The following is a 25,932-nucleotide window of genomic DNA, read 5'->3' as shown; positions in this document are numbered from 1 at the left end:
CCCTCCTAAAATTTTCCAATTAAGTGACCAATAAAGTAAGTCACTGCCATGGTGATAATTCCTGAGATAATATTTCTAAGCATCCCATGCTTACGGTTTGAGTTACCTAATTTAGCCGCACTATATCCGGTAATCGCTAAAGCAATTAAAACCGCAATAAAAGTGGCAATAATTTTAATGTTATTCGGAAATATGGAAATCGCCACCATGGGCAAAATTGATCCCAGCGGAAATGCAATCATTGATGAAATCGCAGCATCATAGGGACTGGTAAATTCATTAACGTTAAACCCATATTTTTCACGAATGATGGTAGTGAGGGGATCATTTTCCATCATTTCAGTAGTAGCTTGTCTAGCTAGTTTAGGATCAATACCTTCGTCTAGGTATTTTTGCTCAACAAAGCTAAAAACTTCCTCGTATTTATTTTCTAAATTATCTTTTTCGGTTTTAATCGCAATTTTTTCCGAATCTTTTTGAGTATTAACGGATACATATTCTCCCATTGCCATAGAGACGGTTCCCGCTAAAATTCCGGAGATTCCCGCAATAAAAATGGAAAATTGATTGGTAGTGGCTCCCGCAACTCCAATTACAATTCCGGCAATTGAAATAATACCATCATTGGCGCCCATAACGGCAGCTCGCATAATGTTTAAACGTTTAGCTAAACTAAACTTTTTTTTCATGAAGTCGACCCCTTAGTATAAATTTTAGGTAAATAAGTATAAGTAGATTTATAATAAAGCTAAAGTACATAAAAGTAAATGTTAGGAGAAGTTAACTAATGGAAAATCCAATCTTAGGATTAATGAATGAACATCGCAGCATACGTAAATTTAAAGATAAGCAGTTAACGCAAAAGCAAGTTGATCAATTAATTTCAGCCGCTCAGCATGCCGCTACTAGCACCTTTTCACAACAATATTCAATTATCAGCGTAACGGATCCCGATATTTTACATGAAATTGGTGGATTAACCACCAGACATTGGATGGAAGATAGTGGACATTACTTTGTAATTATAGCTGATCAATATCGAAATTTACAGTTAGCAAAAGAAGCTGGAGTAAATCCTAAAATGCTTAGCTCAACTGATAAATTTTTAGCTAGTGTTTATGATGCATCAATTGCTACTCAAAATATGGTGATTGCCGCTGAAGGAATGGGCTTAGGAACTACTATTATGGGAAGTGTTTTGAATAACTCTCGACACTTAATTGAGTTATTACATTTACCCGAATTGACCTTTCCGTTACTCGGATTAGCCGTTGGCTATCCAGCGGAAATTCCTGATTTAAAGCCACGCTTACCCAAGGAATTAATGTATTTCCAAAATGGTTACAAGGTACCGTTTAATTTTCATGCTAAAATGGCTGACTATAATAAGGTAGTTGCAAATTACTATAATAGTCGTGATACCAATAATAAAAAGATGACTTTTAGTGAACATATTGTGGATGAATTGACCAACCGAATGGAACGTCCTGATGTGTTTGAATCAATCCAATCTCAAGGATTAATGCTCAATTAAAAAACCTCCCTATAAAGGGAGGTTTTTTTATTAAGCAAGTTTCTTTTCGCGACGGTGTTCGGAAATGAAGTAAATTGTGATATATAAGTAACAAAGAGCAGGAACGATGAATGATAGTTGCATTGAACCAGTGATATCAGACACGATTCCTTGAATAGCTGGCATTAAAGCTCCACCGATTAGGGCCATAACAATGATAGCTCCGGCAGTTTCAGTGTATTTCTTATCAGTAACTTTATCTAAGGTGTGAGCGTAAATAGTTGGCCATTCAGGACCAAAGAAGAAACTAGTCATAATTGCGGCATAAACGGCAATCATATTTGGAATGGTAAAGGTAATAACTAAAGCAATCGTTCCTAATAATGAATAAATTGCTAAAACTTTAGTGATTGAGTATTTAGTCATGAAGTAGTTGGCAACGATTTTACCAATAAACCAGGCAACGTAACTGTAGACCATGAAAGTTGAAGCAGCACTATCAGTAATGTGGTGGTTTAAGTTAAGTACTAAACGAATAGTAAATGACCAAACTGTGGTTTGTAAACCAGCATAGATGAATTGAGTGAAAACACCTTTTTTGAAGCCGGAATTTTTTGAAAGATATTTGATAGTATCTTTAAGTGATGGGCGATCTTCAACTTCTTTATCATCATTAGTAGTTGATAAGGCTTTAGCTTTAGGCATTGGAGTAATTGCAAAGATAATTAGCATGATTACTAATACAGCTAAAATGTATTTGTATGGACGAAGAGTTAATTGTAACATCTTTTCGCCATAGGCAATACGAGCGGCCCCATGCATGTGGCTCATTTTTTCACTTAAATTACCAACTGAACCAAAAATTAAAAATTTACCTAATAAAATTCCAGTGATATCTCCTAAAGGAATTAAAGTTTGAGATAGGTTAAGTCGAATGGTAGAAGATTTTTTAGGTCCTAACATTGATACATAGGTATCACATGAAGTTTCTAAGAAACTCAACCCAATGGCAATGGCGAAGATCGCCACTAAGAACATACTATAAGTAGCTACTTGTGATGCTGGGAAAAAGATTGCACAACCAAGAATATAAAAAATAAGTCCCATCATAATAGCAAATTTATAACTATGCTTTTTAATAATTAACGAAGCGGGAATCGCAATTAAGAAATATCCGCCATAAAAGGCACTTTGAACAAAAGCAGTAGCGGCATCATTGAGTTGGAAAACCGTTTTAAATTGTGTGATTAAAATATCGTTTAAACTAGCAGCGGCCCCCCATAGAGGGAAAATAAGTGAAACAATTATATATTGAAATATGGGAGTTTTTGATAGATACCCATCAGAAAGTTGGGTCCAAGAAGAACTCTGTTTAACGGTAGACTGCATTGTAAATCTCCTTTTGGTTTAAAATAGTGTGTTAATAATTTTTTCACAAATGCATTATATCAATAATGTGATAATTTTACCAATTGAATTTGTGATTAATTTAGAAAAATTTATTTAAAAATCAAAATTTAAAGCTTATTGATTGATTTCTATTATAATGGAGCTTATAAAAATTAATTAATTAATGACCGCTGGATTCAAAGTAACCACCTCTTTAGTTTTGTTGATAACGTTTTCATACATGAATTTATTATAACCTAATTGTTTAATAAATTAAATTCAAATTTTATTTAATTATGGAAATTTCTTAGAATAAATTGCTCACAAAAGCTAATTGTTAGGTGTTTTAAAACGTAAAGTTAGGCGATCCAAATTAATTGTTTACAGTTGTCTAAATCGTTGATAAAATGGCATTGGAATAAAAAGGAGGAGTAACATGGCAAACAAGGATAAAAAAGAAAAGAAAACAAAATTAGTTAAATATGCCAACGGTCCATCATTAAGTGAAATTAATGGAACCGTTGAAGTTCCTAAAGATAAAGGTTTCTTTAAAACTTTATTAGCATATTCTGGACCAGGTGCATTAGTAGCAGTTGGTTACATGGATCCGGGTAACTGGTCAACTTCAATTACTGGTGGACAAAGTTTTCAATATTTATTAATGTCTGTTATCTTAATGTCGAGTTTAATTGCGATGCTTCTGCAATACATGGCGGCTAAACTGGGCATTGTGACACAGATGGATTTGGCGCAAATTATTCGTGCCAGAACCAGTAAAGCATTAGGTATAATTTTATGGATATTAACTGAATTAGCAATTATGGCGACGGATATCGCGGAAGTTATTGGTGCAGCGATTGCCCTTTATTTATTATTTGGAATCCCATTATTAGTTGCAGTATTAATCACCGTATTAGATGTTATGGTCTTGTTACTTCTAACTAAAATCGGTTTTAGAAAAATTGAAGCAATTGTAGTTTGTTTGATTTTTGTAATTTTCGTTGTGTTTGTATATCAAGTTGCATTATCTGATCCTAATTGGGGAGCGGCAATTAAGGGGCTTATTCCAACTGCCGGCACCTTCGCTAAGTCTCCAGAAATTGGTGGAATTACTCCAATTACCGGAGCATTAGGAATTATTGGTGCTACCGTTATGCCTCATAACTTATATCTTCATTCAGCAATTTCACAAACTCGAATTGTTGATCATGATGATGAAGAAGATGTTGCAAGAACTGTTCGTTTTACCATGTGGGACTCAAATATTCAATTATCAATGGCCTTCTTGGTTAACGCTTTACTATTAATTGTAGGGGCTGCCGTATTTAAGGCTGGTTCTATCAACGATCCATCATTCTTTGGTCTTTACAAAGCATTATCTGATCCAAGTACTTTAAGTAATGGAATTTTAGCCACCGTAGCTAAAACAGGAATTCTTTCTACTTTATTTGCGGTAGCCTTATTAGCTTCAGGTCAAAATTCAACTATTACGGGTACTTTAACTGGTCAGGTTATTATGGAAGGTTTTATTAACTTACGAATGCCACTATGGTTACGTCGATTAGTAACACGTTTACTATCTGTTGTTCCCGTAGTAATTGCCGTTTTATTAACTAGTAGAAAACCAGAATTACAACAACACGAAGCTTTAAATGAATTAATGAATAATTCCCAAGTGTTCTTAGCTTTTGCGCTACCATTTTCAATGCTCCCATTATTAATGTTTACTGATAGTGAACGTGAAATGGGTAAACGATTTAAAAATTCCACAATTGTTAAATTACTCGGCTGGATTTCGGTAATTGGTTTAACTTACTTGAATATGTCCGGTCTACCAGGTCAATTTGAAGCATTCTTTGGGGCTCATCCAACTAGTCAACAATTGATGATGGCCGATACGCTAGCTTATGCTGTAATTGTACTTTGTCTAGCATTACTTGCCTGGATGATTTACGATTTATATCGTAGTAACAAACGTTATTTAGAATCACAAAATAAGAACTAATTATTAGGGGAAATTGATTATGAATAATAATGAAGTTAGACATAATTTTGAACGAATCCTAGTGGGGGTTGATGACTCACCAGATGCGCAGTTAGCCTATCGCTATGCAGTAAGACAGGCTCGAGATACCGGCGCTACGTTAATTTTAACGACCATCCTAGAAAATGAGGATATGTCAGTATTTCAAGCGCTAGATAAAAATCATATTCATGATGAACGTAATGAAATTATGAAACATTTGAATGACTATAAAAATTTAGCCGAACGAGCTGGTGTTAAGAAAGTTGAAATGGTCGTCGATGAAGGCGATGCTGGTGAGACTATTGTAAATAGTGTCATTCCGGCAACTGATGCGGATTTATTGATCATTGGTTCAATGTCTACCAAGGGTCTTAAAAAGATGTTTGGTTCGCAAGCCGCTTATATGTCAAAACACTCACCAATTTCAGTAATGGTAGTTAGATAAAAAAGATCCCGCTAATGTGCGGGATCTTTTTTAGTATATCGTTGTTGATGATATTCTTTTCTTATTTTTAAAAACGTAAAAATCAGGCAGCCGATGATTAAAATGGTAATTATTAAAAACTCTATCCAACTAACGATATTGTGGTGCGATTTTTTATTAATGATTCTGGGTTTATCAGTAATGTTTTTATTAAATTCATGATAAGTGATTTTATCCGGGTCCTTAGTTTCTGGATTATTTTTAACTTTCTTAAGTTGAAATTGTTGATCTAGAGTAATTGAAGGTACAACTGAAAAACTATTGGCCATAGATGCTTCGTTTTTAGCTACGGTATTAGCCGATACATGATCGGCCAATGCGCCAAAAGATATTAATAATATAATGCTAGATAGCATTGTAAGAAACAATTTAACAACGTCTGTTGAAAATATTTTTTTAACCATATTATCGCATCCCTTCAATCAAATTGTATTTGCTTATAATTTAAGGCCATATACCACTGCTTGCAAGTAAATACAATCGAATTTGCAAACTGTAACGGTTTGTACATCTTTTTGTTAAGGTCCTTTAATATACAATTTAATTAAGTTATGGTTAAATACGAATATTTTATGAAACGATTTGCTATAATATATAGATTAGGATTCGAAAGGAGAAGTTAAAAATGCAAGAAACTGAAAAAATGACCAAATCACGAATAAAAACTGGTATTTTTTGGGCATTAATTGCTTCAGCAATGTGGGGAATTTCAGGAACCGTTTTACAATTTGTTTCTCACCAAGCTTTACCAGCAACTTGGGTTTTATCAGTTAGAACTAGTGGAGCTGGCTTGATTTTAATTGTGGTAAGTTTCATCCGTTATGGAACTAAAATTTTTGATATCTTTAAGTCTTGGCGAGCAGTTGGTTGGTTATTTGCCTATGCAATTTTTGGCTTAATGGCTAATTTATTTACTTTTTACATGAGTGTTCAAAAGGGAAATGCTTCAGCGGCAACTATTTTACAATATTTAAGTCCGTTATTTATTGTAATTGGTGGAGCCTTATTCTTTCATCAAAAATTAGTTTCTGCTGATGTTATTTCCTTTATAGTAGCCTTAGTTGGGGTATTTCTTGCAATTACTCGAGGAAATATTCATGAACTTGCCATTCCAACTAATGCCTTGATATGGGGAATTTTATCTGGAATCACGGCAGCATTTTATGTGGTCTTACCGACACCGATTAATCGGGAATATCCACCAATGATTGTATTGGGATGGGCATTAGTGATTGCCGGAGTCTTATTTAACATTTATCATCCATTCTGGGTAAATGTGCCACCAATTCATACTAGTACGATCGTTGCTATTCTAACAATAATTTTAATTGGAACTATTTTGCCATTCTTAATATTGTTACATAGTTTAAACTTCGCTCCATCATCGGTAGTAAGTATTTTAGATGCGGTTCAACCGGTAGTAACTTTTGTTTTAAGTATTTTGTTCTTAGGCCTTAAGTTTAACTGGGTAGAATGTTTAGGATCTGTCTTAGTAATTATCGCTATCTTTATATTACAACGTTATCGTCGTTAAAAAGCCTATTATATGGGCTTTTTTTGTTAACATTATTTATTAAGTTGCATTTAACTTTCTAAATGTTATAGAATAGTTTTTATTGACAAAAATTCGCTAATAAAAAATAAGGAGAACGTATACATGTCGAAAAAGATAAAACGTACAATCGGAATTTTAATCTTTAGTAACTTCCTCGTCTGTTTAGGAATGAGTTTAATTTTTCCGGTTATGCCCTTTATTAAAACTGAATTGCATTTATCAGCTACTGATATGGGAATTATGAATTCTTTATTTGCTTTTGCTGAATTAGTAGCTTCACCGATTGTGGGGAGAATCTCTGATAAAGTTGGTCGAAAATCAATGTTAGTTTGGGGACTAGCTTTATTCATGTTCTCAGAAATCTTATTTGCTTCTACTAACTATTTATTTATGTTTGATATTTCTAGAACCATTGGAGGATTAGCTGCAGCGATGGTCGTGCCAACCTCAAATGCTTTAGCTGCGGATGTTACTACGCCCAAACAACGGGCTAAGGTAATTGGATTATTGTCGGCAGCCTTTAGTGGGGGACTAATTTTAGGACCCGGAATTGGTGGTATGTTAGCCAAATCGAGTTATAAAACACCTTTTTGGTTTGCTGCGGTTCTAGGACTAATTAGTATGGTCTTATTAATTGCTTTAATGCCTAATGATAAAACCTTACAAGAACAATCTCATATTAAAGTTCACCATCACGAAAGTACGGTTGAGCCTGGTTCAAGTGTCTTAAAAGAAGCCGTTGAAATGCTTAAGGGACCGATGGGAATATTATTTGTAATGATTTTAGTATCCGCATTTGGACTAGTTGGTTTTGAAAGTATTTATAGTATCTATGTAAATGAGGTCTTTCATTTTACCATGGGAAATATTGCCTTAGTTTTAACCTTAAATGGATTAATTTCCCTCTTTTTCCAAATTGCTTTATTTGAAAGAATGGTTACTTGGCTAGGTGAGAAACGAGTAATTCGTTACTGCTTCTTATTAGCCTTTATCGGGACTATTTGGATTATTATGTCACATGGAAAATTAGAAGTTATTATTGCCACCTTATTAGCCTTTACCGCCTTTGATTTGGTTCGACCTGCTATCACTACTTTGTTAACTAAAGCTAGCACCAACAATCAAGGTTTTGTAAATGGTTTAAATATGTCCTTAACCAGTGTGGGTAATATTATTGGACCAATTGTTTCCGGCGCCTTACTAGATATGAATTATCATTATCCATACTTAGTAGTAGCAGTTTTCTTATTTGCATCCTTTATTTTGACTTTTAGAATTAATTCACGAATTCCTAATAGATAATTATGTCTAAGTTTAATATAATTAATTTGTAATTAAAATTAAACTTTGGGGGTAATCATTATGAGTAAACCAGTTGCCATGGTAACCGGGGCTAGCCAAGGAATTGGCTTAGCCATTGCACAACGTTTGTATAAGGATGGTTTTAAAGTCGCTTTATTAGTTGATCGTAGTATCGATAAAGCTACTGAAGAAGCCAATAAATTAGGTGAAGATGCGATTGCTGTTAAAGCAGACGTTTCTAGCCAAGCAGATATGCAAAAAGCAGTTGCAGAAGTGATTGATAAATTAGGTGACTTCAATGTGATTGTTAATAACGCTGGGGTAGCACCTACTACGCCGATTGATACTATTACTGAAGATCAATTCAAACAAGTATACAGTATCAATGTTGGTGGAGTACTTTGGGGCACCCAAGCCGCAGTGGCAGCTTTTAAAAAGTTAAATCACGGTGGTAAAATCATTAATGCTACTTCTCAAGCCGGTGTAGTTGGTAATCCTAACTTAGCCTTGTACTCAGGTACTAAGTTTGCAATTCGTGGAATAACTCAAACCACTGCTAGAGATTTAGCTGAACAAAATATTACTGTGAATGCCTATGCACCTGGTATTGTTAAAACTCCAATGATGTTTGATATTGCTCACCAAGTCGGACAAAATGCTGGTAAAGATGATGATTGGGGTATGGATCAATTTGCTAAAGATATTACCTTGAAACGCTTATCAGAACCTGAAGATGTTGCTAATGTAGTTTCATTTTTAGCTGGTAGTGACTCCGATTATATTACTGGACAAACCATTATCGTTGATGGTGGAATGCAATTTCATTAAAAAATTAAGACTCGCTAATGCGAGTCTTTTTTGTTAGTGTTAGACTAACATGTATAGAGGAGGGATTAATATGAGTAATTTAAAATCAACTTTAGAATTAAATAACGGGGTAAAAATGCCTAAGTTTGGTTTGGGGGTATGGAAAAGTAATAACACAGAAGCTAAAAATGCAGTTTCAACTGCCATTCAGAATGGCTATTTATTAATCGATACAGCTAAACAGTACGGTAACGAAACTGGAGTAGGTCAAGGTATTCGTGAAGGACTTCAAAAAACGGGGATGAATCGGAAAGATATCTTTATTACTACCAAAGTCTTTAATGGGGATCAAGGATACGATAGTACGTTATATGCCTTTGAAAATCAGCTTAAACGATTAAATTTAAATTATCTGGACTTATTACTAGTTCATTGGCCGGTTGATGGTAAATTCATTGATACATATAAAGCAATGGAAACTTTATATAAAAATGGTCGCGTTCGAGCTTTGGGAATTTCTAATTTTAATACTGAAAGATTAAATCAACTATTGGATCGTACTACGATCACTCCTACAATTAATCAGATGGAATTTAATCCCTATAATCAAGAAAATGAAATTTTAAGTAACAATAAATTACAAGGAATTCAAATGGAAGCTTGGTCTCCTTTAGGGGGCGGAGAAGCACTAGCCGACCCGGTAATTAACCAAATTGCGGTCCGCTACAAGAAATCGGTTGCTCAAATTATTTTACGTTGGGAATATCAACGTGATTTAGTTATTATTCCTAAGTCGATTCATGAACAACGAATTATCGAAAATAGTCAAATTTTTGATTTTTCGTTAACTGATCAAGATATGGAACTAATTAATAATTTAGATAAAGGCCAAGATCATCGAGTTCTTCATTATGATGATTTCAAATGGCATAATCCCAACGGATCATGGGGCGATGAAGTTGATCATTGTGAAGATTCTCCGGCTAACTATGCTGATTAACAAAAAAGATTACTTCTAATTAAAGAAGTAATCTTTTTTTATTGCCATAAGATATCGGCGACATGTTTGAGAACCGATTTTTTAGAATGAAGTTGGTAATGAGAAACATTTGGTAAAATTTCTTGATGATAATCTACATTAGGATATCCTTGAACCACCGGTTTTAACGCGGTTGCTTCATTGATATTAACGGAATTATCGGATTTAGTTTTACCTAAGCGCCCCATAATATTATAGATAGAGATTTGCTTTTGATATTTAAGATTATCACGGTTTTTTAATAGTAGTTTATAACTTTTACTTTGCGAAAGGGGCCACCCTGATTTAGGAGTAATTCCACGGGTGTGGAGATTTTCATCAATGGGGGCGCCTAAAAGAATCATTTTATTCAGTTGAGGTTGTTGGTGATTATTGCCATATAAGATCAAATTAGTGGCCGCCACGCTACCTCCCCAGGAATGACCGACGATATTATATTTCTGGACATGATAACGAGTCTTTAACTCAGCTAAAATGTGAGCCAAAACGGGGGCCTGGCTATCGTATTTTAACGGTAAATTCTTGTAAAAGATTACCTGGATCATGGGATTGATCGCACGATTATCCCATTTACCATTAAAATGAAGATGGTCATGAAAATCAACGTAAACCGTTAAAGTTTTTTCAGCGACATGATAACTCTGCATGGCATCAATGGTTTGATTAAAAGTTCGCGAATCGCCTGCCCAACCGTGTAAAAATAAAGTTGGTGTAGTGGAAAATTGATAATTAGAATTACGTTGGTCTAAGTCTAAATGCTGGTCGCTAATGGTTTGCAGACCCATCGACCAATAAATTCCATAACCCACTAAAGCGATCGCCAAAATACTTGAGAAAATGATTGCTAAATGTTTTAGTATTTTTTTCATATTTCTAACCTTCCTTAATTAAAATATTATCACGAAGGTTAGTAAGCATAATTAATTTTGCTTATTTTAAGGCAACAAAAAAAGCCTCAGATTACTGAGGCTTTTTGATTAAAGAATTTTAGTACCAACCGTTAGCTTGCCAGAATGATTGGGCAGCTGACCATGAACCATAGCGGCTAGCAACATATTGGTTAGCAACTCGTTCTTGGTTAGCAGCTGAATAATCACCATTTAGGTATGATGCATCTAATTGATATTTACCAATGTAGCGACCATTAGTAGCAGTGTATGAGCCACCTGATTCGCGAGCTGAGATCCAAGCTTTAGCAGCATCGTCACTTGATGATACTGTTGAAGTTGTGTAGTAGTTTGTAGTGTTATTTACAGTTGTGTTAGCAACTGGAGTAGTTGAAGTAGTGTTAGTATTAGCAGCACTAGTAGTGTTACCAACTTCTAAGCTTTCTCCAACGTAGATTAAGTTAATGTTTGAAATGTTGTTTTTGTTGGCGATATTGGCAACAGTATCATTGTTTGCACTAGCAATAGTAGATAAAGTGTCGCCTGATTTAACAGTGTATGTATTTGCGCTAGCAGTAATTGCTCCTAGACCGAAGAAACCGAAAATAATTGCGAAAGATAATAAATTCTTTTTGATAATAAATAACCACCTTTTAAAATTTAATTAGTCCCTACAATAGGATCTAATATTAAAGGCCATATATACGTAAATGACCACGAGATTAAATATTAACAAATTATAAACATTCGTCAAGCAAGTTTTTAAATAAGACAAAATTATTACATTGATAGATATTATTAAAATGGGGGTTTAATAAAATTATTACAAAATAGTTACAATCACAAAAAATGCTCAAAATTGGTTAAAGGTTTTACATGTTAATTTAATAACAAAGATTGTAAAAACGATTTTAAATTTTGTTAATTAAACAATTATTTTAACTATAAGAAATGTGTAAAGTGAGTTTAAAAATAATATTAATTAGGGATAACTAGTTTTTAATAAAAAATCCACGGTATAATTAAAACAACAATTATTATTGGAGGCACTTTAAATTGGTTAAACAAGGATATTTTGCAAAATCATCTCGAACTAAGCGTATGAATCAATTAAAACGCCGGGTTAAAAAGACGTCACAAGCGACTATTAAAGAACAACAAGTTTTAGATTTTATCTTAGTGCGATATGGCTTAACCTTAAAAAAACATTTTAGCGCCATTCAAGGCGAGACTATTCAACGATTTATTATTGAAATGATCAATGTGGATGACGATTACCAAAATTGGGATATGGAAAAACGATTTAACTTAGCTATTAAAAAAATCGCCACGCAAGTTCCATGGCGATTTTATAAAATTATTTTTGAAGATTGGGGAAAGTTACAAAGTTTTTTTAATAAGGAGTTACCGGCAATACCACTAACTTCTAAAATTATTGTAGATCATCTTGTCGAACAAGTGGGCATAATTGACTTGATTGCTCAACAACTTAGTATAAACTTTTATCTTTTAACTTTTGGTAATAATCCCCAAATGTTGGCTAAAGTTTCCAAGCAACAAATTGAACAATTACAAGCTAGTCTCGTCAGTGGTTCACAAATCAATTGGGATAAAGTAGCTAGTTTGTTGGACGATCACCAAATAAATCTGAATTTAGTTTCGGATTCAGCCACTAAAAAATGGCTATCAGATTTATTAGGTTAGATTATTTTAAGTAGTTTAAAACTGCTAAAGACGATTGTGCCAGTAATTAAAAAGATAAGTAATTCATAACCAAGATTAGTGTATCCTAACGCAGAAATTTGAACTTCGAATATAGTTCCTAAAATCAGGGTAATTAAGCCAATTAGTGAAAATCTTATTTCTTTATTCATTGAAATCATCCTTTCCGTTTTAAAATGATAACGTTTTCATTTACAATTTTATTATAACCTAATTTATCAATAAATTAAATTCAAATGATTGCCATTTAGATTATGAATATTTAAACTGGAACTGTGAATATTAAAAATCTAGGAGGAATTACTATGGATCGCTTAAAAGATAAGGTTGCAATTATTACCGGGGGAGTTGCCGGAATTGGTTTAGGAGTAGCTCAAAGTTTTGTTGACGAAGGAGCTAAAGTTGTAATTACTGCTAATCATAATGTAGATGGTGGTAAAGCTGCTGTAGAAAAATTTGGCGAAGATAAAGCTCTCTTTGTTCAACAAGATGTTGCTGATGAAGCTGCATGGGAACGGGTAATGGACGCTACCATTGATAAGTTCGGTAAAGTAGATATTTTAGTAAATAACGCTGGTATCGGGGGTACTGATGGCAAGATTGAAGATATGAGTTTAGATGCTTGGAATAAAATCATTTCCATTAATCTAACTGGTAATTTCTTAGGTGAAAAGTATGCTATTCGTGCCATGAAAGCAACCAATAATGGTAAGGGTTCAATTATTAATATTTCTTCAGTAGCTGGCTTGGTTGGTTTACCAATGTCACCGGCCTACTCTGCAAGTAAGGGTGGTACGAGAATGTTAACTCATGCTACGGCCCTATCATTAGCTCAAGAAAAATTAAATATTCGAGTAAATTCTGTGCATCCCGGTTGGATTGATACCGCAATTGTACCGGAAGCATATAAAGAACAAATAATTAGCACTATTCCAGTAGGACACATGGGAGAACCACGTGATATTGGTGAAATTTGTGTTTACCTAGGTAGTGACGAATCTAAATTTGCCAATGGGGCTGAATTTGTAGTCGATGGCGGTCAACGCGCCTAATAAAAAGGTCTAAAATCAATTGATTTTAGACCTTTTTATTAGCTATTTTGTTCGGGAACGTTCATTGATCGATCGATAGTTGACCGACCTGTTAAATAATCAAATTTGACATTAGGTTGAACGTTATAAATATAAACATTGAAATTTAAAGATTTATCGGTACTAATTGCTTGTAAATGTACCCCTCGGGCCATCCGTTCATTATCTCTAAAAATGGGATGAGCGTAAAAAATAACTTTTTTATGATGATAGAGGGCATTTCTAACCTGGCTTTCATAAATAGTCTGTAATTTTTGGTTAGAGAAAGCAGTTTGTGTAAATAAATTTTTAGGATTATTTTGATCTCCCGATAAATCACTAGCTGAATAGGTACCACTTTGAGAAATACCTTTAGAGATTGAATAGGCGATCATATGACCTCGATTAATGATAGGCTGACCATCGACAAATTTTTGATGCCAACCAGTGGGATTAACATATTGACGAACTCGTAAATCCCCGGAAGCAATATTCCGATTTTCTAAGTAGCCGATATTATAGCTACTAGTTCGGTTAAGTTGGTCAAGATCCTGATAATTAACTTTGTTGGTATGCCAACTATTAGGATCTAAGGTTGATTGGTTGTGATTAATTTCAACCACCGGATTTGCACCAGATTGGTAATTAAGTTTAGCTAAATCCTCTTCTTTATTACTGGAAATTTCAGTATTTGATTTAGTAAATTTATTGACTACATTACTAACGGTAGTGTTATTCCCGTGGTTAATGGCTTTATCTGTAAAGTACCCACCAAATAATAAGATAATTGCAACTACTAATGTTTGAATTTTTTTATTTTTCATGCGGATTTCCTTTAATTATAAAATGTGAAAGTAAATATAATAATACTATTATATAATAAACTTTTGTTAAAATATTGAATATTTTGTGTCCAGATTAAATTAATTTTAAATTAAGTAAAATAAACGTTTTTTAAGAAAGCGCATACAAAAAGTGTTGACATTTTTTATGTAAACGTTTACCATGAATTTATACAAGATATATTTATAAACTATTATATTAAAATTTATATCGAAATATATTTTTTTGACGTTTTGGTAAACGTTTACCAAAACGGACGAATAGATAATTGAATTGGGGGAGTTTCGTATGTCAGTGTTTATTAATACATGGGTTTTTGAAAATGATGTGAAGATGGGGAAAAGCCAAGTGGATTTACTTTCACGAGTAGCCGACTTAGGTGCCGATGGAATTGAAGTACGTCGAGAATATTTTAAGCAACCCGATAAAGAAATTGAAAAGATCGGTGAATTGGCTAAGAAATATAATTTAGAAGTTAATTATAGTATTCCTGATGAAGTGTTTTTGCCAGACGGTACTGTAAATCCCATGCTTGCAAAATATTTTGAGGAAGCCCAAATTATGGGAATCAAAAAAATTAAATTTAATACTGGTAATTTTGCAAAATTTAATGGTGATTTAAAGCAGGAATTTAGTAAATTGCCACTAAATACTGTAAAAATGAATGTTGAAAATGATCAGACCGAAATTTCAGGTAATATTAACGCCATTAAAAAATTTTTAACTGAAACTAGAGAATTGGGATTAAATAGTATTGGATATGTTTATGATTTAGGAAATTGGGCCTTTACCCATCAAGATGCGTTATTGGCAGCAAGCGAACTATATCCGTATGCAGACTATATTCATTTAAAAAATACCCTTGATGAAAATGGTAGATTAATAACTTCCGATGATTTAAATGCTGGAATTTATGATTGGCGAGATATCATTCATAATTTACCAACTAATGTAGACTATGCCTTAGAATTTCCGATGGATAGTGATGAAAAAATTGTGGAACAAATTAAATTATTAAAAAATGAGGTAGGTGATTAAGTTGGCTGCTACAGCTAGTTCGATTTTGTTATTAATAACATTTATTGCTTTTATTTATTATATTATTAAGGGTGGTAATTTAACGGTTGGATTTTTTGTAATGGCAATATTATGGGCAATTATTGGAATGGTTCCGATGAATCAAGTTATCCAAAAAGTTTTTGCCGAACCTGCTTTAAATTATGGCCCTACAATTATATACATTGTTTTTGGTTCATGGTTTGGTCGAGTATTAGTAGACAGCGGAATTGCAACAGCAATTTCAGAACAAACCAATCGAGTGGGGAAAAAACATCCCTTACTTGCTGCAATTTTAGTTATTTTTGTAACCGCTTTAATTTTTATTAGTGCTTATGGTGTTGGTTCAGTTATAGCTATTGGAGTAATCTTACTACCAATTTTACTATCAGTTGGTTTACCACGAGACTTAGCTTTATCACTTTTTTCATTATCAATTGGGGCTCCAATGTATTTAAATGTTGTTTTATACAACCAAATTAAAGCCTTCTTCCCTAACGCCCAATATGGTGGTAAATATTTAGTCTTTGGTGTAATCGCCATGCTAATTCAAATAGTTGGTGTTATTGTATTTCTATTAATTAATCGTCGTAGAATTGATTCAAATAAAGTAGATGAAAATCTAAAAATTATTGGTGCCAAAAGCTTAGATTCTTCTGATCTTCATTCCGTCCCTAAGATTTCCTTCATTATTCCCGTTATCCCCGTATTTATGAACATGGCATTTAAATGGGATGCCATTCCTGCATTAACTTTAGCAACTATTTGTGCCATGTTAGTTACCGGCCAGTTTAAAAATTATAAGAAATTTGTTGATTTCTTAAATAATTCTGTTCAAACCGCGATTAGTGACATTGCTGGATTAATTATGTTTTTAATGTCATTAATCATGTTTAGTGGGGCAGCTCAATTAGATGCTAAATGCTTTAAACCAATTTTTGAAGCAATTTTACCCCACAATAATCTTATTTTAACAATTGTAGTAGGAGTACTAGCTCCATTAGCCCTATTTAGAGGACCTTTACATGTTTGGGGAGCTGGAGCAGCTACTGCAGCTGTGTTATCAGGAACTGGGCTATTTAGTGATGCATTCTTATTGCCACTTTTATATGTTCCAAGTATCTTGGCAGTTTCAACCGACATTACCCAATCTTGGAATGTTTGGGGCTTAGATTACATGAAAGTATCTACCAAACAATTCTTAAAAAATGGGGTACCAGTAATGTGGGTAATATCAATAATTAATGAAATATTAGTCTATTTCTTCTTTGGATAAAACTATAAAGTGAGGTAAAAATCATGAGTGAATTTATTACAATTGGCGAACCAGTTTTAACTTTTGCATCAAAAGAACCGGATGTATCACTAACGGATGCGATGGAATTTCATAAATTATTAGGAGGTGCAGAATTAAACGTAGCGATTGGTGTGCAACGACTCGGTCATTCAACCGAATATATTTCTCAGGTTGGTAAAGAGCCTTTTGGAGACTATACGCTTAAAACTATTGCCGCAAATAATGTAGGTACCAACTACATTACCGTAGACAATAAACATTGGACTGGCCATCAATTAAAGCAATTAGTAACTAAAGGAGATCCCAAAACATATAATTATCGAACTAATTCAGCAGCAGCTAATTTATCAAAAGAAACCATTGATAAAGTTAATTTAGATGGAGTTAAAATTGCTCACATGTCCGGAATCTTTCCCGCAATTTCTAAAACTGCTGAAGAAACTTTTAGAACATTATTAACCAGATTAGTTGATAATAATATTTTGATTACTTTTGACCCTAACTTAAGACCATCATTATGGGAAAGCCAAGATAAAATGATCTCGACAATCAATGAATTATCGGGTTATGCTGATATTGTTTTACCGGGAATCAATGAAGGTAAAATTCTAATGGGATCAGATGATCCAGAAGAAATTGCCGACTTCTATCTAAAAGGTGACCGTACGCAAACCGTTATTGTAAAACTCGGACCTAAAGGAGCTTTTGTTAAAAATAAAGATGGAGAAAAGTATGTAGTAGATGGATTTAAAGTTGATAAGGTATTAGATACTGTCGGAGCGGGGGATGGATTTGCACTGGGGGTTATCACTGCTTTACTTGAAAATAAATCACTTAAATCTGCTGTCCGTCGTGGAAATGCAGTTGGTGCTTTGCAAGTACAAACTTATGGTGATAATGACGGTTATCCAACAGTTAGTGAGTTACAAAAATTTTATCAAAATGAAGAGGTCAATGAATAATGAAATTACAAGTAGCAATTGATCGAGTTTCGTTAGATTATGCGATTGAATTAGCTAATAAATTAGATGGTATAGTGGATGTGATTGAATTAGGCACCTCACTTGTTAAAGATTATGGCTTAATAACTATTAAGCAAAAGTTACCGTCTTTAAAGAAATCCCAATTATTATTAGATCTAAAAACAATCGATGAGGGTGTTTATGAATTTGATAAGGGATTTGAAACTGGGGCTGATATCTTAACTGTAATGGGTGGAGCATCAGTTGATACTTTGGAAAAAGTTTATAAACAAACTGAAGAATTAGGAAAAACTATGTTAATTGATTTGATGGAAATTAATGATGAAAAAACGAGTCTAATTAATAAATTTCCTAAGGCAATTTATGGAATTCATCATGCTAACGATTCCCAAAATGATTTTAATGCGGTCGATACGGTTATGGAATTTCATAAAAATTATGTGAACATTCAAAAAATTTCTATTGCCGGAGGAATTGATTTAACAGTTGCTCAACAATTAGCTTCGCAAGGAATTGCTGACTATATCATTGTCGGTGGTAGTATTATAAAAGCAGATGACCCAATTAAAGCAGCCAAGAAATTTATGGAGGTAATTAGATAATGAGTCTTATAAATGAAGTTATGAGTGAAATAAATGAGGTTATGAGTTTAGTTAGTGAAGATCAAATTGATGCAGCGGAAAATATAATTCAAAAAGATAAACGTATTTTTGTTTTAGGCGCTGGTCGCTCAGGATTTATGGCTAAAAGTTTTGCTATGCGTTTAATGCATTTAGGCTATACGGTATATGTAATTGGAGAAACTATCACACCATCTATTCAAGCAGATGATGTTTTAGTATCAGTTTCAGGATCAGGAAAAACTTCTAGTACTATTGAGCTTACTCAAAAAGCTAAAGATAACGGGGTAGAAGTAATTTCAATTACTAGTAATGAAAATTCTCCCCTTAGCAAATTAGGAGATGCAGTAATTATTGTACCTGGAGCAACTAAAACTGGAGATGGCGTTAAATCAATCCAGTTATTGAGTACTTTATTTGATCAATCTGTTCATATTACTTTAGATGTATTATGCTTAAAATTAAGTAGACGAGACAATGTGTCTAATGAATCAGCTGGTAATACTCATAGCAATATGGAATAATAAAAATAAAAGCCTACCAATTTTGGTAGGCTTTTATTTTTTTAATATATAATATAGTACAATTGATATTAGCTTGCTTAATGATTGGAATGATAAATAGTGAATGATAAAAAAGTTTCAAATATGAAAGATGTTGCATTACTAGCCGGAGTATCGGTAGCTACCGTTTCTAGATATTTAAATGGTAGTCTAGATAGAATGTCTAAAGCCACAGCTCTAAAGGTTAGCGATGCAATTAATAAATTAAACTATGTCCCGAATTCAATTGCTAGGCAAATGAAAACTAAATCTAGCAAATTTATTGCGGTAATTGTTACTAATATTGATGATTATTATTCTTCCGGTTTATTTAAAGGAATTAGTTCAATTTTAGAAAGTCGTGGTTATGTCGGGGTATTATTTGATGCAGATTCTGATATTGAACGAGAAAAAAGGTTGCTTAATTTAATTGGAATGCAGATGTTTGATGGAGTTATTATTCAAACTATGAATGATGCGACGGTTATTCAAAATGAATTACATAAATCAATACCAATAGTTATTGTCGACAAAGCTCTTGATAACATTGCTTGGCCACAAGTGATCACTGATAATTTTAATGAATCGAAAAAGGCAACCGAATATTTTATTAATAAAGGTTATCAACATATTGTAGTTTTATCTTCAGAAATTAATATGGCGAGATCTAGACAGGATCGTTATAAAGGAATATTGGCGGCGGCTGGTGAAAGTAATGTAGACCTTATTGAAGTTTCTGAAGCATCTTATAACCATAATTCAGTTCGAGATAAGTTGGAAAGTGAATTGAAATTATCAGATAATAATTTAATCTTTTTCCTAAAAGAGCGATGGCTATTGGAATTTTTCCCTAATTTAGTATCGCGGGGATATTTAAATGATAAGAAAATTACGGCTACCAGTTTTGCCGATACCCCATTGGCTAAAAATCTAGAACCAAAATTAAAATTAATATATCAAAATCCCTATTTAATGGGAGCCAGTTCAGCCGAATTAATTCTATCTTTAATTAATAATGAACAAATTAAAGATAATAAAATAATTGTTCCGGCTAAATTTGAATAAAAAAACTCATCACCTAAATTAGGGATGAGTTTTTTATTTTAAAAGAATAATTTACTTACAACAATATCAAAACATAGTAAGACTACTGAACTAGATAAACAAGCTAAGAAAGCCCCTTTACCACGTTTGAAGATAACTTTAAAGTTAACACTAATACCAAGTGCAGCCATAGCCATACCTAAGAAGATGTAGGCTAATTTAACTAATAAGGCTAGTAAAGCAGGTGTAAAGTGGAAGAAAGTTCCAATACAACTTGCTAGTAAAAATCCAGCCATGAACCAAGGAATTGGTAATTTAGCAGATTTCATTTCTTGATCATCAGCATTAGTTTCAGTATTTGAAACTTTCATTCCTTTGGCAGTAATGTTGTGATACCAAATACCGACAAATAAAGCAGCTGGTGCTAACATTAATACTCGAGATAATTTAGTAATTAAGGCAGCATCTAAACTAACAGGACCAGCTGAACTACCAGTAGCTACCGCATGAGCAATTTCATGCAAAGAACCTCCGGCCATAACCCCAAATTGAGTAGGAGTCATGTGAAGTAATGGTTTGATAGCAATTTCTAATAAGGTAAATACTGTACCCATAATACAAATAATGGCTACGGCCATTACTTCATTTTCTTTTTTACGTTCTTCTTGGTCTTTAGGAACGTTAATTTGTGGTGAAATCCCCATAATAGCAGCGGCCCCACAAATAGCAGTACCACTAGCAGTTAAAATTGCTAATTCTCGTTCAACCCCAAATTTACGTCCAAACCAATAAGTTAGACAAATAGTACCAGTAACGATAAAGACTGCCAAAATTAAGTTTTTAACACCGGATTTGGCTAAATCAATTAAATTAAGTTTAAAACCAAGTAAAATAATTCCTAAACGCAAAAATTTGTTGGAAATAAAACCGACACCACCATCCGCTTTACTAGCTTTGGTAATGGGTTGGCTAACTTGAACGGCCATACCTAGTAATAATGAAATAACTAGGGCTCCAACTAAGTTAAACCCAGGAAAACCGGATAATACCGTTCCAATAATTGAACAGATTAATGTAACTAAAGCAGCGATATAAAATCCGCGGGTTTTCATTACTGCGAAATCTTTCATGAAAGTTCCTCCTAAATTTGTATATATAAATAATATTATAAATTATCAATAAAATAAAATAATGAATGGTAATATATATATAAAATAAAATAATAGAAAGGAAATACTTATGGTACTTGATCGCCGGGCTGAGACCTTTTTAACTTTAGTAGATTTAAAATCTTATACCAAAACTGCCGAAAAGTTATATATTACTCAACCGACAGTTACTCAGCAAATTAAAAGTTTAGAAAAAGATTATCAGGCCACGTTAGTCCAATATCGTGGTCGGCATTTAACTATTACTAATGAAGGAAAAGAATTAGCTTCTTTTTTTAGATCGATTCGTTCTCAATTAGATAAATTTCAAAAAAATTTTTCTAAATCTCATGCCAAACCCAAAATTAGTTTTTCAACGACTCAATCTCTTAGTGAAAATTTTATTCCCCCCATTACCGAATATTTAATTAAACATAATTACCAAGAGATTAAAGGTAACGTGACGAATACGGATCGCAGTTTACAGATGTTAAGAAGAGGGGAAGTTGAATTTAGTTTGATTGAAGGTTCTTTTCCCAAAGATGAATTTGCTAGCGAAGTTTTAAAGACGGAACCCTTTGTGGCTGTAGCAGCTAAAGATAATCCGCTAAGCCAAATAAAACAACCGATTGATTTTACGGATTTATTTCAACAAACTCTGATCATCCGTGAACCGGGTTCGGGCTCTAGAGAAATTTTTAATAGTATTTTGAATTATCAAGATACTAATTTAGAAGATTTTTCAAAAATTATTCAAGTGGATAATATTATTGCGATTCGTTCCCTATTAATTAATAACCAGGGAATTAGTTTTATCTATAAAAATATGGTAAAAAATGAAATTGATTCCGGAAAATTAGTGGAATTAAATATTAAAAATGTGAATGTAGTGCATGATCTGTATTTTGTATATTTAAAAAATAATTATTATCAACCAGAATACCAGCAATTAATTCAATGGATTAAAAAAAGCCTCTAATCTTCGAGGCTAATGGCATTAATTTTTACGGTATAAACAGAATCGGGTGAATTAATGGTAACAATGTCCCCAACTTTATGGTTATGTAAGGCTTGTCCTAAAGGTGATCGTAAGGAAATTTTATTTTCATCAATATTAGTTTCGGAAATACCTACTATTATAAAAGTATCATTTTCATGATCATCTAAAAATTCAATAGTAACTTTTTTACCAATTGAAACGATCCCATCATCGCTAACTTCAATAATTTTAGAAAATTGAAGTTGTTTTTGGGTAAAGCGTAACTGACTTTCTAGGTGTCGTAAATCACGTTTAGCAGCGGAATAATCAGCATTTTCCGATAGATCACCTAGGGCCCGAGCCGCTTTTAAGGCAGCAATTTTGTCGGGCCGTTGTTGTTTTAAGGCTTCGATGCGTTGTTCTAACATATGGTATCCCGCTTTAGTGATGGGATTTAAATCATTGTTCATATTCAAGTTCCCCTAATTTTTTTAATTAATTATAAATAAAAAACACGGCTAATAAATAGTATTAGTCGTGTTTTAAAAATTAATTAATCATTGTCGGAAATTACCATAACATTGCAGTCAGCATGACGGACTACATAAGCGGTAGTAGAACCAACCATGATTCGTTGAAGGGCATCGGCACCAGATTTACCCATTACGATTAAATCGATACCATATTTTTCAGGTATATCAGTAGCAATTGCATTTTTAGGGTCAGCTTCTTCGATAACCGTTTGAAATTTAACATTGGCATTTTTAGCAGTTTCAGAAGCTTGGTCTAAATTCTTTTGGGTAAAATCTTTTAGTGGCTTGATAACTGCATCCATTGATGGAGAAGCGTAAGATGAACTAAATCCATGTTGCATTAATCTAACACTATCAACCACGGCTAATAAATAAAGTTCTGAATTGAATTTTTGTGCTAATTCAATAGCTTGATCTAAAGCTAATTTTGAATTTTCGGAACCATCTAAAGGTACTAATATTTTGTTATACATAATATTTCCTCCCTTAATCGCAAAGCTAATTTATGATTCACGCCTATTATAAAAGAATCTTAAATAAATTGATATTAAATGGTTTATTAATTTTGATATTACAAAATGTAATATTATTTTAATGTTTTAGTAAATTATGATTAATTAATTCGTAATTTATAATTGATATATTATACATATTATATTTAGCATATAAATAATAAATAAATTATTATATTGCTTAGGGAGTTTAATTAAAAAATGAATCTTAAAAAATTAATTGTTTTAATCATTAGTTCTATGGCATTGTTTACAGTTATGAATATGAATTCAGTATCAATGACTAGTAATCAATCAGTTTACGCAAGTACTACTTATAAATCAAAATTATCAAAAGCTAATCAAAAAGCTAAAAATTGGATTGCCTACCGTGAATCTCGGGGATCATACAAAGCTCGTAATGGCATTTATATTGGTCGTTACCAATTAACTGCTAGCTATCTTCATGGAGATTTTTCTAAAAATAACCAAGAAAAAACTGCGGATCGATATGTTAAAAATCGTTACGGTAGTTGGGTAAACGCCAAAAAACATTGGATTTATTATGGTTGGTATTAATATAGATTAAAAAACTTCAGTAATTTTACTGAAGTTTTTTTAATCTAAAACATCTTTAATAATTTCAATTAATTCATTAATGGGCTTAGAATTTTTAGTATTTTCCAGGTAGGAAAGTTCAATTTTAGTAGCCAATTGATCTTTAGGTAATTTCATTAAAGAAACTTCGGCATCTTCAAATTGATTCCTTTTGATAATGTATTTAGGAGCAATAACTGCACCGAGATTATTTAAAGCTAATTTAACGGCTAATTGAATAGTAGGAACTTCAAAATTAAATTCCACTGGTAGATTCATTTCATTTAGAAAGCTATTAATCATTCGTTGATAGCTGCTATCGTGGGGAATACTAATAAAGCTGTGGCCGATTAATTCATTTAATATATTAGGGTCGTAATCAATCCATAATTTATCGGCATCAAAACTAGCCATCGATTTTTGAATAACTAGTGCTAAAGCTGTATTCACTAATGATACATGGGTTAATTTAGGATTATTAATTTTTTTACCGATAAAGAAATCTAAGGATCCGGATAAAACTCGTTTTTCGGCATCACGAGCAGTAGTATTTATGATTTGTAAGTGAATATTAGGGTATTTTTTATTAAATTTAGTAATAATTTTACTGTAAGCATCGTCACTTAATGAATCGTCAGATGCAATTGACAGATGACCGTATTTGTATTCGGATAAATGGGTCATTTCTCGATCTAAGGTTACTCTTAGCCGATTTTGTTCTTGTAGATAGCTTAATAAGCGTTCACCAGCATAAGTTAATCTAATAGGATGGGATGAACGGTCGATTAAGTGCACGCCAAAGTGATTTTCAGCATTTTTAATTACTCGGCTGATATATGGTTGTGTGACAAATAGAGTTTGAGCAGCCTTTGACATATTTCCTTGAGTTTTAATCTCTTCTAGAAACGCCAATAGTTTGCTATTCATAATCATTCCTCACCTTCTTTTATAATAAATTCATAATTAATTATATAACCAAGAATTAAATATTTGGTAAAATAAGCCTACATAGCTAAACATCGGCTATTTTTTGTGGTAAAATGCGAAAAATAATTAATGATTGTTGACAGAAATTTAAAATATGTTAAAGTAAATGGTAATGATTACTATTGTAAACTAATTTGATTGTTGAAAGAAGGGAAATCTTATCGCTAAGAAGTCAAAAATTGAAAAAGAAAAACGTATTGAAGCAACTGTTCGAAAATATGAAAAAATTAGACAAGAATTAAAGGCTAAGGGTGATTATGTGGCATTGAGCCGTTTACCACGTAATGCTTCACCTACTAGAATTCATCGCCGTGACGCTATTGATGGCCGTCCACGTGCCTATATGCGTAAATTTAATATGTCTCGAATTAACTTTAGAAAATTGGCTCACGATGGGAAACTTCCCGGAGTTAAAAAAGCCAGTTGGTAAAAAAGTAGTGCATTTAAAATGCACTACTTTTTTTGTGTCTAAATTTGGTATGATGGTTTTAATAATACTTTTAGGTGGGATTTTTAAAATGCAAAAAGCCAAGCGACAATTAATTATTGAAAAAATAATTACCCAACATCAAGTGGGAACTCAAGAGGAGTTAATGCACTATTTACAATCCTCAGGTATAGAAGTAACCCAAGCAACTTTATCCAGAGATATGAAGGATTTAAAGATTATTAAACAAAAAAATAGTAACGGAAAATATTACTATACAGTTTTTAAGTCGGGAAACGAAAATGAATATAAACGCTTATACGAAAATATCAGCGAATATGTTATCTCAATTAAGCAAATTCAGTTTTTAAATATTATTCAAACTATGCCTAATTATGCCAACATGATCGGTGCCATTATTGATGATATTGATTTACCAGAAGTACAAGCTTCCATTGCGGGTCATGATACATTGGTGATTTTTTGTAATGATAATGCCGAGGCTCAAAAATTTAATCAAATTATTAGTCAGCATTTAAAATAAATTAAGAAGCTAGTGAAACTTAGAGCTATACCAATTTACTGGCTTTT

The 25,932-nt window shown here is 32.8% G+C and carries 30 protein-coding genes; 19 read left to right on the top strand and 11 right to left on the bottom strand.

Annotated features, from left to right (window positions below; genetic code table 11):
* Positions 1-5 precede the first annotated feature (5 nt).
* The gene (locus tag LHL71_RS06260; protein ID WP_227360956.1) at positions 6-689 is read right to left on the bottom strand and encodes a VIT1/CCC1 transporter family protein; all 684 of its coding nucleotides are present in this window, start codon (positions 687-689) and stop codon (positions 6-8) included.
* A gap of 98 nt (positions 690-787) precedes the next feature.
* Here LHL71_RS06260 and LHL71_RS06255 point away from each other — a divergent pair, with 98 nt between their 5' ends.
* Positions 788-1,534, top strand: a complete 747-nt coding sequence (locus tag LHL71_RS06255; protein ID WP_227360955.1) for an NADPH-dependent oxidoreductase — start codon at positions 788-790, stop codon at positions 1,532-1,534.
* A gap of 30 nt (positions 1,535-1,564) precedes the next feature.
* On the opposite strand, the gene fucP is transcribed toward LHL71_RS06255, so the two are convergent.
* On the bottom strand, positions 1,565-2,902 hold the full coding sequence (fucP, locus tag LHL71_RS06250) for an L-fucose:H+ symporter permease (RefSeq protein WP_227360954.1): 1,338 nt from the start codon (positions 2,900-2,902) through the stop codon (positions 1,565-1,567).
* Positions 2,903-3,338: 436 nt separating this feature from the next.
* Between fucP and LHL71_RS06245 the strand changes: the two genes are divergently transcribed.
* A complete protein-coding gene (locus tag LHL71_RS06245) occupies positions 3,339-4,907 on the top strand; it encodes an Nramp family divalent metal transporter (RefSeq protein WP_227360953.1) in 1,569 nt (522 codons plus the stop codon).
* A 19-nt stretch (positions 4,908-4,926) separates the two neighbouring features.
* The gene (locus tag LHL71_RS06240) at positions 4,927-5,373 is read left to right on the top strand and encodes a universal stress protein (protein ID WP_227360952.1); all 447 of its coding nucleotides are present in this window, start codon (positions 4,927-4,929) and stop codon (positions 5,371-5,373) included.
* Positions 5,374-5,384: 11 nt separating this feature from the next.
* On the opposite strand, the gene LHL71_RS06235 is transcribed toward LHL71_RS06240, so the two are convergent.
* Positions 5,385-5,816, bottom strand: coding sequence for a hypothetical protein (locus LHL71_RS06235; protein WP_227360950.1), 432 nt, complete (start codon positions 5,814-5,816; stop codon positions 5,385-5,387).
* Positions 5,817-6,055: 239 nt separating this feature from the next.
* Between LHL71_RS06235 and LHL71_RS06230 the strand changes: the two genes are divergently transcribed.
* From LHL71_RS06230 to LHL71_RS06215, 4 genes are all read left to right on the top strand, one after another.
* A complete protein-coding gene (locus LHL71_RS06230; RefSeq protein ID WP_227361628.1) occupies positions 6,056-6,946 on the top strand; it encodes a DMT family transporter in 891 nt (296 codons plus the stop codon).
* Between the two features lie 123 nt (positions 6,947-7,069).
* On the top strand, positions 7,070-8,269 hold the full coding sequence (locus tag LHL71_RS06225; RefSeq protein ID WP_227360948.1) for an MFS transporter: 1,200 nt from the start codon (positions 7,070-7,072) through the stop codon (positions 8,267-8,269).
* A gap of 60 nt (positions 8,270-8,329) precedes the next feature.
* A complete protein-coding gene (locus LHL71_RS06220; RefSeq protein ID WP_227360946.1) occupies positions 8,330-9,097 on the top strand; it encodes a (S)-acetoin forming diacetyl reductase in 768 nt (255 codons plus the stop codon).
* 70 nt (positions 9,098-9,167) lie between these two features.
* Complete coding sequence (locus tag LHL71_RS06215) at positions 9,168-10,076, top strand: aldo/keto reductase (protein WP_227360945.1); 909 nt, start codon at positions 9,168-9,170, stop codon at positions 10,074-10,076.
* 38 nt (positions 10,077-10,114) lie between these two features.
* Here the strand turns inward: LHL71_RS06215 and LHL71_RS06210 are convergent, their stop codons facing one another.
* Positions 10,115-10,984 (bottom strand): alpha/beta hydrolase, encoded by an 870-nt coding sequence (locus tag LHL71_RS06210; protein ID WP_227360944.1) that lies wholly within the window; start codon positions 10,982-10,984, stop codon positions 10,115-10,117.
* Positions 10,985-11,102: 118 nt separating this feature from the next.
* Positions 11,103-11,642, bottom strand: a complete 540-nt coding sequence (gene apf / locus LHL71_RS06205) for an aggregation-promoting factor (protein ID WP_430689990.1) — start codon at positions 11,640-11,642, stop codon at positions 11,103-11,105.
* A 416-nt stretch (positions 11,643-12,058) separates the two neighbouring features.
* On the opposite strand from apf, the gene LHL71_RS06200 reads away from it, so the two are divergent.
* Positions 12,059-12,706, top strand: a complete 648-nt coding sequence (locus tag LHL71_RS06200) for a hypothetical protein (RefSeq protein ID WP_227360943.1) — start codon at positions 12,059-12,061, stop codon at positions 12,704-12,706.
* Here the strand turns inward: LHL71_RS06200 and LHL71_RS06195 are convergent.
* Positions 12,703-12,876 carry a hypothetical protein gene (locus LHL71_RS06195; RefSeq protein ID WP_227360942.1) on the bottom strand — a complete coding sequence of 58 codons (174 nt, stop codon included), beginning with the start codon at positions 12,874-12,876 and terminating at the stop codon, positions 12,703-12,705. The two genes, LHL71_RS06200 and LHL71_RS06195, sit on opposite strands and share 4 nt — an antisense overlap.
* Before the next feature lie 153 nt (positions 12,877-13,029).
* Here LHL71_RS06195 and LHL71_RS06190 point away from each other — a divergent pair, with 153 nt between their 5' ends.
* Positions 13,030-13,776: a glucose 1-dehydrogenase gene (locus LHL71_RS06190; protein WP_227360941.1), complete on the top strand. Its 747-nt coding sequence runs from the start codon at positions 13,030-13,032 to the stop codon at positions 13,774-13,776.
* A gap of 38 nt (positions 13,777-13,814) precedes the next feature.
* Here LHL71_RS06190 and LHL71_RS06185 read toward each other — a convergent pair whose 3' ends face one another.
* Positions 13,815-14,618: a DNA/RNA non-specific endonuclease gene (locus tag LHL71_RS06185; protein WP_227360940.1), complete on the bottom strand. Its 804-nt coding sequence runs from the start codon at positions 14,616-14,618 to the stop codon at positions 13,815-13,817.
* Positions 14,619-14,925: 307 nt separating this feature from the next.
* Between LHL71_RS06185 and LHL71_RS06180 the strand changes: the two genes are divergently transcribed.
* The 6 genes from LHL71_RS06180 (at position 14,926) to LHL71_RS06155 (ending at position 20,200) form a co-directional block, all read left to right on the top strand.
* Positions 14,926-15,675 carry a sugar phosphate isomerase/epimerase family protein gene (locus LHL71_RS06180; RefSeq protein ID WP_227360939.1) on the top strand — a complete coding sequence of 250 codons (750 nt, stop codon included), beginning with the start codon at positions 14,926-14,928 and terminating at the stop codon, positions 15,673-15,675.
* Between the two features lies 1 nt (position 15,676).
* Complete coding sequence (locus LHL71_RS06175; protein ID WP_227360938.1) at positions 15,677-16,969, top strand: gluconate:proton symporter; 1,293 nt, start codon at positions 15,677-15,679, stop codon at positions 16,967-16,969.
* 23 nt (positions 16,970-16,992) lie between these two features.
* Complete coding sequence (locus LHL71_RS06170; protein ID WP_227360937.1) at positions 16,993-17,952, top strand: sugar kinase; 960 nt, start codon at positions 16,993-16,995, stop codon at positions 17,950-17,952.
* The gene (locus LHL71_RS06165) at positions 17,952-18,575 is read left to right on the top strand and encodes an orotidine 5'-phosphate decarboxylase / HUMPS family protein (RefSeq protein ID WP_227360935.1); all 624 of its coding nucleotides are present in this window, start codon (positions 17,952-17,954) and stop codon (positions 18,573-18,575) included. The genes LHL71_RS06170 and LHL71_RS06165 overlap by 1 nt, the downstream gene beginning before the upstream one ends.
* Positions 18,575-19,117 (top strand): 6-phospho-3-hexuloisomerase, encoded by a 543-nt coding sequence (gene hxlB, locus LHL71_RS06160; RefSeq protein WP_227360934.1) that lies wholly within the window; start codon positions 18,575-18,577, stop codon positions 19,115-19,117. The genes LHL71_RS06165 and hxlB overlap by 1 nt, the downstream gene beginning before the upstream one ends.
* Positions 19,118-19,216: 99 nt before the next feature.
* Positions 19,217-20,200, top strand: coding sequence for a LacI family DNA-binding transcriptional regulator (locus LHL71_RS06155; RefSeq protein WP_347339033.1), 984 nt, complete (start codon positions 19,217-19,219; stop codon positions 20,198-20,200).
* Positions 20,201-20,238: 38 nt separating this feature from the next.
* Here LHL71_RS06155 and LHL71_RS06150 read toward each other — a convergent pair whose 3' ends face one another.
* The gene (locus LHL71_RS06150; RefSeq protein WP_227360933.1) at positions 20,239-21,309 is read right to left on the bottom strand and encodes a YeiH family protein; all 1,071 of its coding nucleotides are present in this window, start codon (positions 21,307-21,309) and stop codon (positions 20,239-20,241) included.
* A gap of 109 nt (positions 21,310-21,418) precedes the next feature.
* Here LHL71_RS06150 and LHL71_RS06145 point away from each other — a divergent pair, with 109 nt between their 5' ends.
* Positions 21,419-22,306, top strand: a complete 888-nt coding sequence (locus LHL71_RS06145; protein WP_227360932.1) for a LysR family transcriptional regulator — start codon at positions 21,419-21,421, stop codon at positions 22,304-22,306.
* On the opposite strand, the gene greA is transcribed toward LHL71_RS06145, so the two are convergent.
* Both greA and LHL71_RS06135 read right to left on the bottom strand, forming a co-directional pair.
* Positions 22,303-22,776 carry a transcription elongation factor GreA gene (greA, locus tag LHL71_RS06140; RefSeq protein WP_227360931.1) on the bottom strand — a complete coding sequence of 158 codons (474 nt, stop codon included), beginning with the start codon at positions 22,774-22,776 and terminating at the stop codon, positions 22,303-22,305. The genes LHL71_RS06145 and greA overlap by 4 nt on opposite strands.
* 83 nt (positions 22,777-22,859) lie before the next feature.
* A complete protein-coding gene (locus LHL71_RS06135) occupies positions 22,860-23,312 on the bottom strand; it encodes a universal stress protein (RefSeq protein ID WP_227360930.1) in 453 nt (150 codons plus the stop codon).
* 297 nt (positions 23,313-23,609) lie between these two features.
* Between LHL71_RS06135 and LHL71_RS06130 the strand changes: the two genes are divergently transcribed.
* Positions 23,610-23,909: an aggregation-promoting factor C-terminal-like domain-containing protein gene (locus tag LHL71_RS06130; RefSeq protein ID WP_430689989.1), complete on the top strand. Its 300-nt coding sequence runs from the start codon at positions 23,610-23,612 to the stop codon at positions 23,907-23,909.
* Positions 23,910-23,948: 39 nt separating this feature from the next.
* Here the strand turns inward: LHL71_RS06130 and LHL71_RS06125 are convergent, their stop codons facing one another.
* Positions 23,949-24,854, bottom strand: coding sequence for a LysR family transcriptional regulator (locus LHL71_RS06125; protein ID WP_227360927.1), 906 nt, complete (start codon positions 24,852-24,854; stop codon positions 23,949-23,951).
* A gap of 220 nt (positions 24,855-25,074) precedes the next feature.
* Here LHL71_RS06125 and rpsN point away from each other — a divergent pair, with 220 nt between their 5' ends.
* Both rpsN and LHL71_RS06115 read left to right on the top strand, forming a co-directional pair.
* Complete coding sequence (rpsN, locus tag LHL71_RS06120) at positions 25,075-25,344, top strand: 30S ribosomal protein S14 (RefSeq protein WP_227361625.1); 270 nt, start codon at positions 25,075-25,077, stop codon at positions 25,342-25,344.
* A gap of 88 nt (positions 25,345-25,432) precedes the next feature.
* Complete coding sequence (locus LHL71_RS06115; protein ID WP_227360926.1) at positions 25,433-25,885, top strand: arginine repressor; 453 nt, start codon at positions 25,433-25,435, stop codon at positions 25,883-25,885.
* The last annotated feature ends 47 nt before the right edge of the window (positions 25,886-25,932 follow it).

This window comes from Lentilactobacillus laojiaonis, from assembly GCF_020616595.1.
Taxonomy (GTDB): Bacteria; Bacillota; Bacilli; order Lactobacillales; family Lactobacillaceae; genus Lentilactobacillus; species Lentilactobacillus laojiaonis.
The sequence above is the reverse complement of the archived record's forward strand: the minus strand, read 5'-3'. Positions and strand labels throughout refer to the sequence as shown.